This window comes from Streptomyces sp. NPDC002386 (assembly GCF_053593175.1).
On record NZ_JBSFBX010000010.1, the window covers coordinates 1 to 13739 of the forward strand.

General features: G+C 71.9%; 12 protein-coding genes and 1 pseudogene. 9 read left to right on the forward strand and 4 right to left on the reverse strand.

The features are described 5' to 3' along the window. From ACWCPN_RS20635 to truA, 3 genes and pseudogenes are all read left to right on the forward strand, one after another. A pseudogene (locus tag ACWCPN_RS20635) lies at positions 1-141 on the forward strand (DNA-directed RNA polymerase subunit alpha); the annotation flags it as partial. Between the two features lie 116 nt (positions 142-257). Beyond that, on the forward strand, positions 258-749 hold the full coding sequence (rplQ, locus tag ACWCPN_RS20640; RefSeq protein WP_451208066.1) for a 50S ribosomal protein L17: 492 nt from the start codon (positions 258-260) through the stop codon (positions 747-749). A 74-nt stretch (positions 750-823) separates the two neighbouring features. After that, positions 824-1678 carry a tRNA pseudouridine(38-40) synthase TruA gene (gene truA, locus ACWCPN_RS20645; protein WP_250402389.1) on the forward strand — a complete coding sequence of 285 codons (855 nt, stop codon included), beginning with the start codon at positions 824-826 and terminating at the stop codon, positions 1676-1678. 1 nt (position 1679) lies between these two features. Here truA and ACWCPN_RS20650 read toward each other — a convergent pair whose 3' ends face one another. Further along, positions 1680-2561, reverse strand: coding sequence for a hypothetical protein (locus ACWCPN_RS20650; protein WP_199211613.1), 882 nt, complete (start codon positions 2559-2561; stop codon positions 1680-1682). Between the two features lie 288 nt (positions 2562-2849). Between ACWCPN_RS20650 and rplM the strand changes: the two genes are divergently transcribed. The 3 genes from rplM to glmM all read left to right on the forward strand — a co-directional run bounded on the left by rplM (position 2850) and on the right by glmM (position 5386). Then, positions 2850-3293 carry a 50S ribosomal protein L13 gene (gene rplM, locus ACWCPN_RS20655; RefSeq protein ID WP_014674395.1) on the forward strand — a complete coding sequence of 148 codons (444 nt, stop codon included), beginning with the start codon at positions 2850-2852 and terminating at the stop codon, positions 3291-3293. Positions 3294-3336: 43 nt separating this feature from the next. Further along, a complete protein-coding gene (gene rpsI / locus ACWCPN_RS20660) occupies positions 3337-3849 on the forward strand; it encodes a 30S ribosomal protein S9 (RefSeq protein ID WP_004927169.1) in 513 nt (170 codons plus the stop codon). A gap of 178 nt (positions 3850-4027) precedes the next feature. Further along, the gene (gene glmM, locus ACWCPN_RS20665; RefSeq protein WP_365120942.1) at positions 4028-5386 is read left to right on the forward strand and encodes a phosphoglucosamine mutase; all 1359 of its coding nucleotides are present in this window, start codon (positions 4028-4030) and stop codon (positions 5384-5386) included. A gap of 34 nt (positions 5387-5420) precedes the next feature. Here glmM and ACWCPN_RS20670 read toward each other — a convergent pair whose 3' ends face one another. After that, positions 5421-6368, reverse strand: a complete 948-nt coding sequence (locus ACWCPN_RS20670) for a DUF389 domain-containing protein (protein WP_451208071.1) — start codon at positions 6366-6368, stop codon at positions 5421-5423. Between the two features lie 76 nt (positions 6369-6444). Further along, complete coding sequence (gene coaA / locus ACWCPN_RS20675) at positions 6445-7413, reverse strand: type I pantothenate kinase (protein ID WP_451208668.1); 969 nt, start codon at positions 7411-7413, stop codon at positions 6445-6447. A 187-nt stretch (positions 7414-7600) separates the two neighbouring features. On the opposite strand from coaA, the gene glmS reads away from it, so the two are divergent. The 3 genes from glmS (at position 7601) to ACWCPN_RS20690 (ending at position 11369) form a co-directional block, all read left to right on the forward strand. Next, a complete protein-coding gene (gene glmS / locus ACWCPN_RS20680) occupies positions 7601-9448 on the forward strand; it encodes a glutamine--fructose-6-phosphate transaminase (isomerizing) (protein ID WP_199211615.1) in 1848 nt (615 codons plus the stop codon). A gap of 40 nt (positions 9449-9488) precedes the next feature. Continuing rightward, complete coding sequence (locus ACWCPN_RS20685) at positions 9489-9860, forward strand: holo-ACP synthase (protein ID WP_451208074.1); 372 nt, start codon at positions 9489-9491, stop codon at positions 9858-9860. Between the two features lie 66 nt (positions 9861-9926). After that, the gene (locus ACWCPN_RS20690; RefSeq protein WP_451208077.1) at positions 9927-11369 is read left to right on the forward strand and encodes an NAD(P)H-hydrate dehydratase; all 1443 of its coding nucleotides are present in this window, start codon (positions 9927-9929) and stop codon (positions 11367-11369) included. Positions 11370-11437: 68 nt separating this feature from the next. On the opposite strand, the gene ACWCPN_RS20695 is transcribed toward ACWCPN_RS20690, so the two are convergent. Next, on the reverse strand, positions 11438-13534 hold the full coding sequence (locus ACWCPN_RS20695) for a neutral/alkaline ceramidase (protein ID WP_451208080.1): 2097 nt from the start codon (positions 13532-13534) through the stop codon (positions 11438-11440). Between the last annotated feature and the right edge of the window lie 205 nt (positions 13535-13739).

The following is a 13739-nucleotide window of genomic DNA, read 5'->3' on the forward strand; positions in this document are numbered from 1 at the left end:
GACGAGGTCAAGGCGAAGCTGGCCGGTATGGGCCTGGCCCTCAAGGACAGCCCGCCCGGATTCGACCCGACCGCCGCCGCCGACGCCTTCGGCGCCGACGACGACGCGGACGCGGGTTTCGTGGAGACCGAGCAGTACTGACCGGTCTCACCTCCGGGGGTCCCGGCGGGACCCCCGGATCTCCGACAGACGACCGTCTGCTCGGATACTGACCCCGGTACCTGACACGGCCGGGGCAGACACACAGGAGAAGAACAATGCCGAAGCCCACCAAGGGTGCCCGTCTGGGCGGCAGCGCCGCGCACGAGAAGCTGCTCCTCGCGAACCTCGCGAAGGCGCTCTTCGAGCACGGCCGTATCACCACCACCGAGGCGAAGGCCCGCCGCCTGCGCCCGTACGCCGAGCGTCTGGTCACCAAGGCGAAGAAGGGCGACCTTCACAACCGCCGTCAGGTGCTCCAGGTGATCACGGACAAGAGCGTCGTCCACACGCTCTTCACCGAGATCGGCCCGCGCTACGAGAACCGTCCGGGTGGCTACACCCGCATCACCAAGATCGGTAACCGCCGTGGCGACAACGCGCCCATGGCCGTCATCGAGCTGGTCGAGGCGCTGACGGTGCAGCAGAACGCCGTGGGTGAGGCCGAGGCCGCCACCAAGCGTGCGGTCAAGGAGTCGGACGAGGCCAAGGCGCAGGAGACCACCGAGGCTCCGGCCGAGGCTCCCGCCGAGGAGTCGAAGGACGCCTGAGGCTCTGCCTGACGCGGGAAGCGGGTTCGCCCTCCGGGGCGGGCCCGCTTTCGCGTACTTGAGAGGATCCCTGTGTGAGTGACGAAGTACAGCCCGGACACGTACGCATCCGGCTCGACCTCTCCTACGACGGAACCGACTTCCACGGCTGGGCCAAGCAGGCCGGCGGCAGGCGGACCGTGCAGGGGGAGATCGAGGACGCCCTGCGGACCGTGACCCGGTCCAAGGAGACGTACGAACTGACGGTGGCCGGGCGGACGGACGCCGGGGTGCACGCCCGCGGCCAGGTCGCGCACGTCGACCTGCCCGCCGAGCTGTGGGCCGAGCACCGCGAGAAGCTGCTGAAGCGGCTGGCCGGACGGCTGTCCAAGGACGTCCGGGTGTGGCGGCTCAGCGAGGCCCCCGCCGGTTTCAACGCCCGCTTCTCGGCCGTCTGGCGGCGCTACGCCTATCGCGTCACCGACAACCCCGGGGGAGTCGACCCCCTGCTGCGGGGCCACGTCCTGTGGCACGACTGGCCCCTCGACGTGGACGCCATGAACGAGGCCGCGCGGGCGCTCGTCGGCGAGCACGACTTCGCCGCCTACTGCAAGCGGCGCGAGGGCGCGACCACCATCCGCACCCTCCAGGAGCTGAGCCTGGTGCGCGGCGGGGACGGGGTCGTCACGGCCACGGTCCGCGCCGACGCCTTCTGCCACAACATGGTGCGCTCGCTGATCGGCGCGCTGCTGTTCGTGGGGGACGGGCACCGCGGGCCGGAGTGGCCCGGGAAGGTGCTGGCCGCCGGGGTGCGGGACAGCGCGGTGCACGTGGTGCGGCCGCACGGGCTGACCCTGGAGGAGGTCGGCTATCCCGCCGACGAACTGCTGGCCGCCCGGAACAAGGAGGCCCGGAACAAGCGGTCGCTTCCGTCGGCGGGGTGCTGCTGAGCTACCGGTTCGCCGCCGCGGAGGCCTGCGCCTGACCGCGGCGGTGGATCTGGTTGACGGTGAACTGGGCCAGGTCGTCGCCGGTGCGGAACACCTTGGTGTCCTTGGTGGTGACGTTCTTGCCGCCGGTGAAGCCGCTGATCGTGAAGTAGGCGTAGCGGCCGTAGGCGTTCGTGGTCGTCCGGCAGATCGCGGAGTCGCAGAAACTCTTGATGCCCTTGCCGGCCAGGGCGTTCACCAGGCTCTTTTTGCTGCCCGCCTGGGTCTTGACCTTCGTGGCCTGCGCCTCGTCGTCGAAGACCGCGACACCGACCGTGACGGCGATGTCGCCGTTGACGTAGCTCACCCGCATCAGCCGGGTGCAGCCGTTCGCGTCGAGGATCTTCGGCAGGTTGCCGCCGGTGGCGGAGGCGCAGTTCCCGGTGTCGGCGGTGGCGCCCTTCTTGTACACCGTCTCGCCCATGGTGAGCCGGGTGCCGGGGAAGAGCGTCTCCGGGCTCAGCGGGGCGGTGTCCTTCTTGGCGTTGGCTATGAAGTCCTTCGGGTCCAGCGGCGGCGGGGCGCTGGTGGGCGCGAAGGACGGTGCCGTGGCCGAGCCGCTGGGCAGGGAGGCGCTGGCGGGCAGCTTCGTGGGCCTGCCCGAGGCGTCGTTGTCCCCGTTCGCCGAGACCACGGCCATGGCGACGGCCGTGCCGACGCCGATCGTGGCCAGCGCGCCGCCGCCGATGAACAGCAGCCGTCGACGCTTGTTCCGCGTCTCGGAGGCCTCGGCGAGCGCTGCCCAGTCGGGGGTGCCGTCGTCACCGCCGCTGGTCCAGGGCTGCTGGGAATTAGGTTTCCAGGGATCCCACTGAGACTGGGGTCCCCCCTGCCCGTAACTCATGGGGCGCATCTTAGACGGGGGGCGGGCGATACTGGAGCGCGAGCGTCGGCATGCGACCTTTGTCCGTCGGCATGCCTCGTTTTGACCCGTCCGGGGGCGTACAGGTAATCTGCTTCCTCGTTGTGTATTGGCTTGCTCATTCTCACGGGACGGGCCCTTACACCGGTCCACCAAACCGATGACCAGCAACCCCACGTACGCGGTATGCGTCGCCGCAGTGGCCCAGGCTGTCGTGATCGTTTCGGTGACCTGTTCAGGACCATTCACTCGAAGCGAAGGCTACGAACCGTGCGTACGTACAGCCCCAAGCCCGGCGATGTGACGCGCCAGTGGCACGTCATCGACGCTCAGGACGTTGTTCTGGGCCGTCTCGCCACCACCGCAGCGACCCTCCTCCGGGGCAAGCACAAGCCGATCTACGCGCCGCACGTCGACGCTGGTGACTTCGTCATCATCATCAACGCCGACAAGGTGCACCTGTCGGGCAACAAGCGGACCCAGAAGATGGCGTACCGCCACTCCGGCTACCCGGGTGGTCTGCGCTCCGTCCGCTACGACGAGCTGCTGGACAAGAACCCGGAGAAGGCCATCGAGAAGGCCGTCAAGGGCATGCTCCCCAAGAACTCCCTGGGCCGTCAGATGCTCTCGAAGCTGAAGGTCTACAAGGGTGACCAGCACCCCCACGCTGCCCAGCAGCCGGTGCCGTTCGAGATCACCCAGGTCGCGCAGTAGTTCCGGCCACCCCCTAAGACTGACAGAGAATCTGAGGAGAATCGTGGCCGAGACCACTGCCGAGCAGCCGCTCGAAGAGCTTGACATCGACAGCTACACCACCGAGTCCGAGGTCCCCGTCGAGGGTGAGTACACCTCGGAGTCCATGGCGTCCCGCTTCGGCGAGCCCCAGCCGGCCGCCGGCCTGGGCCGTCGCAAGAACGCCATCGCCCGCGTCCGGATCGTCCCGGGCACCGGCAAGTGGAAGATCAACGGTCGCACCCTCGAGGACTACTTCCCGAACAAGGTGCACCAGCAGGAAGTCAACGAGCCCTTCAAGGTGCTCGAGCTCGAGGGCCGCTACGACGTCATCGCCCGTATCGCGGGTGGCGGCGTCTCCGGCCAGGCCGGTGCGCTCCGTCTCGGTGTCGCCCGTGCGCTGAACGAGGCCGACGTCGACAACAACCGCGGCCCGCTCAAGAAGGCCGGCTTCCTCAAGCGCGACGACCGTGCGGTCGAGCGCAAGAAGGCCGGTCTGAAGAAGGCCCGCAAGGCCCCGCAGTACAGCAAGCGCTAATCACAGCTGCCTGCTCGTACTCCGAACGCCCCGGCGGCACGCCTCTGTGCCGCCGGGGCGTTCGTTTATCCCCGCCCAAGGGCGTATAACGACACAAGACGCTCAGAGGCTTGTGTGATCGGATGTCGTGGCGTCTGCCATGATTCCCGGCAGCATGGACGCTTCCTCAGGAGGACAAGTGGGACGACTCTTCGGTACGGACGGCGTGCGCGGTGTCGCCAACGCGGACCTGACCGCCGAGATGGCGCTCGGCCTGTCCGTGGCGGCGGCGCACGTGCTGGCCGAGGCGGGCACCTTCGAGGGCCACCGACCGACGGCCGTGGTCGGACGGGACCCGCGTGCGTCCGGGGAGTTCCTGGAGGCCGCCGTGGTCGCCGGCCTGGCCAGCGCGGGTGTGGACGTCCTGCGGGTCGGCGTGCTGCCGACGCCGGCGGTGGCGTTCCTGACCGGCGCGCTCGGCGCCGACCTCGGCGTGATGCTCTCCGCCAGCCACAACGCCATGCCGGACAACGGCATCAAGTTCTTCGCCCGCGGCGGCCACAAGCTGGCCGACGAGCTCGAGGACCGTATCGAGTCGGTGTACGAGTCCCACCGCCACGGCGAGCCCTGGGAGCGGCCCACCGGTGCCGGGGTCGGGCGGGCGCGTCCGTACGACGAGGGCTTCGAGAAGTACGTCGGCCACCTCCTCGGCGCGCTGCCGAACCGCCTCGACGGCCTGAAGATCGTCCTGGACGAGGCCCACGGCGCGGCCTCGGGGGTCTCGCCGGAGGTGTTCTCGCGCGCCGGTGCCCAGATCGTCACGATCGGCGCCGAGCCGGACGGGCTCAACATCAACGACGGCTGCGGCTCCACCCACCTGGAGAAGCTGAAGGCGGCCGTCGTCGAGCAGGGCGCCGACCTGGGCATCGCGCACGACGGTGACGCCGACCGCTGCCTCGCCGTGGACCACACCGGCGAGGAGGTCGACGGCGACCAGATCCTCGCCGTGCTCGCGCTGGCCATGCGGGAGCGTTCCGAGCTGCGTTCCGACACCGTCGTCGCGACGGTCATGTCGAACCTGGGCTTCAAGCTGGCGATGGAGCGGGAGGGCATCCACCTCGTGCAGACCGCCGTCGGCGACCGGTACGTGCTGGAGGAGATGAAGGAGAAGGGCTACGCCCTCGGCGGGGAGCAGTCCGGACACGTCATCATCCTCGACCACGCGACGACCGGCGACGGCACGCTGACCGGGCTGCTGCTGGCGGCACGGGTCGCGCAGACCGGCCGTACGCTGCGGGAGCTGGCCTCGGTGATGGAGCGCCTGCCGCAGGTCCTGATCAACGTCCCGGACGTGGACAAGTCCCGGGTGCGGACCTCGGCCGACCTGGCCGCCGCCGTGGCCGAGGCGGAGCGCGAGCTGGGCGAGACCGGCCGCGTGCTGCTGCGTTCCTCGGGGACCGAGCCGCTGGTGCGGGTGATGGTCGAGGCGGCCGACATCGACCAGGCCCGGTCCGTCGCCGGACGCCTCGCCGACGCGGTGAAGTCGGCCCTCGGCTAGGGCCCGTCGTCCGGATCGGGCCGAACGGGAAATCCTAGACCTGTTCCACGTTCGGCCGCTGGTGCCGCTGCCTGGCCCAGAACCACTTCTGGGTCAGCAGGGTCAGGGTGCCGGCCAGGACGATGCCCAGCAGGTTCAGCAGGAGCTGCTTCGTCGAGCCGGCCATCTGGCCCGGGTCACCGTAGGCGAGGGCCACGGCCGCGTTGGCGGCGGCCGGCACGGTCGTCACCGAGATGGCCACGCCGACCAGCGCGCCCGACTTGGCGGAGGTCAGGGACAGGGTGCCCGCGATCCCGGCCAGCACCGCCACGACGAACGAGAAGGCGTCCGGGGCGTAGACGAACGCCGTGTTGGGGCGCTCACCCTCCAGCTGGGACCGGTGGAAGAGCCCGATGGCGTCCATGAACAGGCTGAAGCCGACCGTCACCGCCATCGCCGCCGCGAAGCCCACGAGCAGCGCGGTCACCGAGCGCAGCGCCAGCCGCGGGCGGCGCTGCACCAGGGCCGTGCAGATGCCGGCCAGCGGACCGAACTCCGGGCCGACCGCCATCGCGCCCACGATCAGGACCGCGTTGTCCAGCACCACACCGCAGGCCGCGATCATGGTGGCCAGGGTGAGGAAGGCGACGTAGGTGACCGACAGGGTCGACTCCTCGTGCGTCGCCTCCGTCAGGTGCTCCCACAGCACCGCGTCCGCGGCCTCGCCGGGCGCCTCGTCCTCGGCCCGGTCGGCCCGGCGGGACAGCGACAGGTCGATGTCCTCGACCGCGATGGAACCCGTCGTCTCCAGGTCCAACCGCTGCAGGGCGGTGAGGAGTTCGTCGCCCGCCTCGCGTGCCACGTCGCACAGGACGACGTCCCCGGCGGGGTCGCGGGCGGCCCCCGGCAGTACGACGAGGTGGGCCGTGCCGACCGTCGTCCCGATCAGCCGCACCACCTCGTCCGTCTTCTCGGCCGGGGTGATCAGGCGCAGATGCAGCATGGCGCCTTTCTAACAGGCTTCCATGGGCACGTCACACCTGGGGCGCGTCCGGCGGACCGGCCCCAGGGGCGTCTCCCTAGAGCTTGCGCAGCCGCAGCCGCTGCACCTTGTGGTCGGCGCCCTTGCGGACGACGAGGGTGGCGCGGCCGCGGGTGGGCGCGATGTTCTCCACCAGATTGGGCTTGTTGATCGTGCGCCACAGGGTGCGGGCGTAGTCGAGGGCCTCGTCCTCGGCGACCTGGGTGTACTTGCGGAAGTACGAGTCCGGGTTCTGGAAGGCGGTCCGGCGCAGCTTCCGGAAGCGGCTGAGGTACCAGCTCTCGATGTCCTCGGCGCTCGCGTCGACGTAGACGCTGAAGTCGAAGTAGTCGGCGAGACCGACCCGGGTGCGGCCGTCCTTGCCCGGCAGGGCGGGCTGCAGGACGTTCAGCCCCTCGACGATCAGGATGTCCGGGCGGCGCACGGTGAGCCTGCTGTCCGGGACGATGTCGTAGATCAGGTGGGAGTAGACGGGGGCCGTCACCTCGTCCTTGCCCGCCTTGATGTCGGCGACGAAACGGGTCAGCGCCCGGCGGTCGTACGACTCGGGGAAGCCCTTGCGCGACATCAGGCCGCGGGACTCCAGTTCCCTGGTGGGCAGCAGGAACCCGTCGGTCGTCACCAGTTCGACGCGCGGGTGCTCGGGCCAGCGGGACAGCAGGGCCTGCAGCAGCCGGGCGACGGTGGACTTGCCGACGGCCACCGAACCGGCGACGCCTATCACGAACGGGGTGCCGGACTGGGAACCCTGTTCGCCGAGGAAGGTGTTGAGGGCGCTGCGCAGGCCGTCCGTGGCGCCGACGTAGAGGTTGAGCAGGCGCGACAGCGGGAGGTAGATGTCCCGCACCTCGTCGAGGTCGATGACGTCACCGAGCCCGCGCAGCTTCTCCACCTCCTCGGCGGTGAGGGGCAGCGGCGTCTTGTCCCGCAGCGCGCTCCATTCGGCGCGCGTGAGGTCGACGTAGGGAGTCGCCTCCGGCCTGGACCGGTGGGCGCTCCTGGGCATCGGGGAGACCGGTGAGATCACAGTCCATTGTTAACGGAGTTTGAACAGGGCTGCGGGGTGGGGTGCGTCACGTGCGCGCCCCGGCGTGGACCGGGGCCGGGCGGGTGTGTCCCACCGCGGTGGGAATTTCTGATTTCGGGCACGCGGCGGCTCTTTCGGGCGGCCGGTCGCCCGTAGGCTGCGGCACATGTGCGGAATCGTGGGATACGTGGGGTCGCAGTCGGCGCTCGATGTCGTGATGGCCGGGCTGAAGCGGCTGGAGTACCGGGGTTACGACTCGGCGGGTGTCGCCGTGCTCGCGGACGGCGGGCTGGCCGCGGGGAAGAAGGCCGGGAAACTGGTCAACCTGGAGAAGGAACTCGTCGACCGCCCGCTGCCGGCGGGCACGACGGGTATCGGCCACACGCGCTGGGCCACCCACGGCGGGCCCACGGACGCGAACGCGCACCCGCACCTCGACAACGCGGGCCGGGTCGCCGTCGTGCACAACGGCATCATCGAGAACTTCGCGGCGCTGCGGGCCGAACTGGCCGAGCGCGGGCACGAACTCGCGTCCGAGACGGACACCGAGGTCGTCGCGCACCTGCTGGCGGAGGAGTTCTCGTCCTGCGCCGACCTCGCCGAGGCCATGCGGCTGGTGTGCCGGCGCCTGGACGGCGCGTTCACGCTGGTCGCGGTGCACGCCGACGCGCCGGACGTGGTGGTGGGCGCCCGCCGCAACTCGCCGCTGGTGGTGGGTGTCGGCGAGGGCGAGGCGTTCCTGGCCTCCGACGTCGCCGCGTTCATCGAGCACACCCGCTCGGCGATCGAGCTGGGCCAGGACCAGGTGGTGGAGCTGCGCCGGGACGGTGTCACGGTGACCGGCTTCGACGGCCGCCCCGCCGAGGTGCGTTCGTACCACGTGGACTGGGACGCGTCGGCCGCCGAGAAGGGCGGCTACGACTACTTCATGCTCAAGGAGATCGCCGAGCAGCCCAAGGCGGTCGCCGACACGCTGCTCGGGCGCATCGACGCGGCCGGTTCCCTGACGCTGGACGAGGTCCGGATCACGCCGTCGGAGCTGCGCGAGGTGGACAAGGTCGTCATCGTCGCCTGCGGCACGGCCTTCCACGCCGGCATGATCGCCAAGTACGCCATCGAGCACTGGACGCGCATCCCGTGCGAGGTGGAGCTGGCCAGCGAGTTCCGCTACCGCGACCCCATCCTCGACGGGCGCTCCCTCGTCATCGCCATCTCGCAGTCCGGCGAGACCATGGACACCCTGATGGCGCTGCGGCACGCCCGCGAGCAGGGCTCCAAGGTGCTGGCGATCTGCAACACCAACGGCTCGACGATCCCGCGCGAGTCGGACGCGGTGCTCTACACCCACGCCGGGCCGGAGGTGGCCGTCGCCTCCACCAAGGCGTTCCTGACCCAGTTGGTGGCGTGCTACCTGGTGGCCCTGTACCTGGGCCAGGTGCGCGGCACCAAGTGGGGCGACGAGATCAGCGCCGTCATCAAGGACCTGTCCCACATCGCCGGCGCGGTCGACCGGGTGCTGGAGACCATGGAGCCGGTACGGGCGCTCGCGCGGTCGCTGGCCGGCAAGGACACGGTGCTGTTCCTGGGCCGGCACGTGGGCTATCCGGTCGCCCTGGAGGGCGCGCTCAAGCTCAAGGAACTCGCCTACATGCACGCCGAGGGCTTCGCGGCGGGCGAGCTGAAGCACGGCCCGATCGCCCTGATCGAGGAGGACCTGCCCGTGGTGGTGGTCGTGCCGTCGCCGCGCGGCCGCTCGGTGCTCTACGACAAGATCGTCTCCAACATCCAGGAGATCCGGGCGCGCGGGGCCCGGACCATCGTGATCGCGGAGGAGGGCGACGAGGCGGTGGTCCCCTACGCCGACCACCTCATCCGCATCCCGGCCACGCCCACCCTGCTGCAGCCGCTGGTGGCCACGGTGCCGCTCCAGGTCTTCGCCTGCGAGCTGGCCACGGCCCGGGGCAACGAGGTCGACCAGCCGCGGAACCTGGCGAAGTCGGTCACGGTGGAGTGACCTGCCGCGGCCGCGCACCCGCGCGCCTTAGGGTCTGCCCATGAGCATCATCGGGGTCGGTATCGACGTCGCCGAGATCGATCGGTTCCGGGCGTCGCTGGATCGGACGCCTGGACTGGCCGATCGGCTGTTCGTCGACAGTGAGTTGCTGCTGCCCAGCGGGCAGCGGCGCGGCATCGCGTCCCTCGCGGCACGGTTCGCCGCCAAGGAGGCGCTGGCCAAGGCGCTGGGCGCGCCGCCGGGACTGCACTGGACCGACGCCGAGGTGTACGTCGAGGACAGCGGTCAGCCGCGGCTGCGGGTGAAGGGCACCGTCGCCGCGAAGGCGGCGGAACTGGGGGTGCGTTCCTGGCACGTGTCGCTCAGCCACGACGCCGGGATCGCGTCGGCCGTGGTGGTCGCCGAGGGCTGAGCGCCGCGGGCGGCTCCGGCGGGCTCCGGGTGTGGCGGGTGGCCTTTCCGGGGCAGACTCGAAGCCATGCGTACTGCGTACAGCGTGGAGACGGTGAGGGCGGCCGAGCGGGAGCTGATGGCACGGCTTCCGGAGGGCGCGCTGATGCAGCGGGCGGCCGCCGGGCTGGCCGCCGCCTGCGCCGACCTGCTCGGACGGGTCTACGGACGGCGGGTGGTGCTGCTCGTCGGGAGCGGGGACAACGGCGGGGACGCGCTGTACGCGGGTGCACGGCTGGCCCGGCGGGGCGCGGGTGTCACGGCCGTACTGCTGGCGCCGCCCGAGCGCACCCACCCGGGCGGTCTCGCGGCGCTGCGCCGGGCGGGCGGCTCGGTCACGGTGCCCGGCCGCGCCGGGGAGTGGATCGCGCGGGCCGACCTGGTGGTGGACGGCATCGTCGGCATCGGCGGCAAGGGCGGGCTGCGGCCGGAGGCGGAGGACCTGGTGGACGCCGTCGAGCGGTCGGGCGCGGCCGTCGTCGCGGTGGACCTGCCCAGCGGGGTGGAGGCCGACACCGGCGAGGTGCGGGGAGCGGCGGTCCGGGCCGACCTCACCGTCACCTTCGGCACGCACAAGCCGGGGCTGCTGATCGACCCGGCGCGGGAGTACGCCGGAACCGTGCGGCTGGTCGGCATCGGTCTCGGCCTGCCGCCCGAAGCCGAGCTGGAGGCGCTGCAACACGCGGACGTGGCCCGGCTGTTGCCCCGGCCGGCGGCGGAGAGCGACAAGTACCGGCGGGGCGTGGTCGGGATCGCCGCCGGCTCGGCGCGCTATCCGGGGGCCGCCGTGCTGGCCGTCTCCGGGGCGCTGCGCGGCGGGGCCGGTGCCGTGCGGTACGTCGGGCCCGCCGCGGACGCGGTGATCGCCCGGTTCCCGGAGACGCTCGTGTCCGACCAGGGCCCGGCGAAGGCCGGCCGGGTGCAGGCGTGGGTCGTCGGGCCCGGCGCCGGGGAGGACGCGGCGACCGTGGCTCAGGTGCTGGACACCGATGTGCCGGTGCTGCTCGACGCCGACGGGCTGCGGCTGGCGGAGCGGGACGCGGTGCGCGGGCGTACGGCGCCGACGCTGATGACCCCGCACGCGGGGGAGGCGGCGGCGCTGCTCGGGGTGCGCCGGGAGGAGGTCGAGGGGGCCCGGCTGGCCGCGGTGCGGGAGCTGGCGGCGGTGTACCGGGCGACCGTGCTGCTGAAGGGGTCGACGACGCTGGTCGCCGACCCGCGGGGCGGCGCGGTGCGGGTGAACGCCACGGGCACGGGCTGGCTGGCCACCGCGGGGAGCGGGGACGTGCTGTCGGGGCTGGCCGGGTCGCTGCTGGCCGCCGGGCTGTCCGCGCGGGACGCGGGGAGCGTGGCGGCGTATCTGCACGGGCTGGCCGGGCGGTTCGCCGCTTCGGGGGCGCCGGCCGGGGCGCACGACATCGCGGAGCGGCTGCCCCAGGCGTGGCGGGACGTCCGGGACGCCCTGGCCTGAGCGGCTCCGGGCGGACGGGGGCCGGCGCGCCTGGGGGAGGCGCTCCGGGCCGCCGTCCGGCCTCCGGGTCAGCGCACCGCGAAAGCCGGTGACCTGCCGGTGATCGGGGTGATGGTGCCGAGCAGGTTCCGGGCGTCGCCGCGGTACACGATCCGGTACGTGCCGGGGGCGGTGTCCTGCGGGATGTCCCAGGTGATGGTCACCTTGGAGGCGGCGACGCCGTAGCGCTCCCAGTGGAACCGGGTCGACCAGTCGCCGTCGTCGGCGATCCGGTGCCAGGCCCCGCCGGACTCCTGGCGCTGGATCTCCAGGTACGTGCCGCCCCGGTGCAGGTCGTTGCCCGGGTGGGCGCCCGCGAAGACGACCCGGGCCCGGTCACCGGCCCGGTAGCCGTCCTGGGGTGTCTCCAGCACGTCCCCGAACGACCTGAGGATGGGCGGCGCGTCCAGCACCACCCCGGGCTGCAGGGAGAGGACCTCGCCGGACAGGTCCGGTGCCTCCGGGCCGACGGGCACCTCGGTGCCGTCGCGCAGGGCGGTGGCGAGGGCGGCCGCCGTCTGCTGGAGCGCAGGGAGCTGCCAGCGGCCGAACAGGGTGCTGCCGCCCTCGTACTGCTGGGAGTCGTACTCCTCCGGGGTGGTCAGGTAGTGGAAGTACGCGTTGGCGTAGCCGGCGACCAGGACGTCCTCCAGGTCGGCGCCGACGATCGCGGCGACCGTGCGCCGCAGCCGCAGGCCCGCGCAGATGGTGACCTCGCCCGGGATGCCGACGAGGTACAGCCGGCCGATGCGCACCAGCATCACCGGCACCCGCTCCTGCACCCACGGGTAGACGCGGTTCATCTCACCGATGGGCACGAAGACGTCCTTCGGCGCCTGTGCCTCCTTCAGCTCGGGCGAGACGGTGTAGACGACGGAGTCGGACACCGCGTCCCAGAACGGGTTCTCGCCCTCCTCGAACCCGGGGAACGCCGGTCCGTCCTCCATGCTCCCGGCGGCCATGGAGGCGCCGATGCAGGGCTTCGAGGTGCGGTGGGTCCGCCCGTCGCCGGTGAACTCGGGGCGCACCGTGACGTCGGAGAGGTCGATGTACACCAGCCGGGAGTCCACCGGGCCGGACAGTGTGACGCCCGGCTCGTGGAGCTGCGCCGCTGCGGCCTCGTACTGCCGGAGCCCGCTGGCGTGGGTGTGGGCGAAGTCCTCCGGCGTGGTCGGGGGCCGCAGGTCGAGATTCGGGGACATGTCGCCGCTGTTGGTCTGGGCGAACGCCGAGACGAACGCCGGGGAACCGTCGGCGAGGTAGTCGACGCCGTTGACCTCCCGCTCCCAGTGGTACGCGGCGAACCCCTTGTTGTCCGCGCTGACCAGGCGGTTGTCCCCGGACATGCTGGTGCCGTGCACCGGGAACCAGTTGATGGCGCCCACCGCCCGGCCGGCCCGCTCCACCCGCAGCAGCGCGGTGTGCGGGTCGACGGCGTCCGGGAAGTGGTCGCGGTCGGCCCGCGGGTTGCGGTCGAAGGCCACCCGGGACCGGTTGGCGCTGGCCCCGGTCAGCGTCCCGTGGCTGAGGACCAGGTCGGACGGCGCCAGGTCGTCGTGGGCCCGCCGGGCGGCCTCGACGAGACCCTCCGCCACGGCCTCGAAGGTCTTGCGGTGGAACCCGAACGTGGTGGCGTTGTACAGCAGATGGTGCGAGTAGCCGCCGGGGCCGGCGTGGGTGTGGGTCGCGGTGATGAGCACGTTCTGCTCGGTGTAGAGGCCGCCGTACCGCTCGGCGAGCCGCCGCAGCACCTCCTGGTGCACGCTCTCGAAGATCATCGGCGAGTCCGCGACGATCAGCATGACGCGCCGACCGGTGGCCCGGTCCACCACCACGAACCCGCGGGCCCGCAGCCGGGTGTGCAGCCCGGCCGCCTGCTGGTCGAACCGGCCGTAGCCCATCATGCCGACCTCGGCGACCTCGCCGGTGGCGTCGGCGACGCCCCGTCCGACGAGGTAGGCGGTGTCACCGCCGGACGGTGTGTCACCCGCGGACGACGTGCCGTCGGCGGTCGCGGCGCCGGCCGCGGCCGGGCCGGCCAACTGGGCGCCCGCCAGGCCGAGGCCGGTGAGGGCTCCCGCCGCCAGGACGGTGCGCCGGCTGCGGGCGGGGCGTTCCGTGGACATCTGCTGCTCCTCGGCTCGGTGGGGGGACGAACGCGAAGTGACGAACAGGAACTTGAATAATGTTCAAGTTTTCCGTGCGCCATTGCTACACCTGCCGCCGAGGGCGCCGCAAGACTCGTGCGGCAACCTCCACGCGCTCGCCCCGGATCCGCCGCGGGGTCCGCGCGGGCGGCCCCCCCGGCGGTGCTCCGGCCGGTGTGCCCGG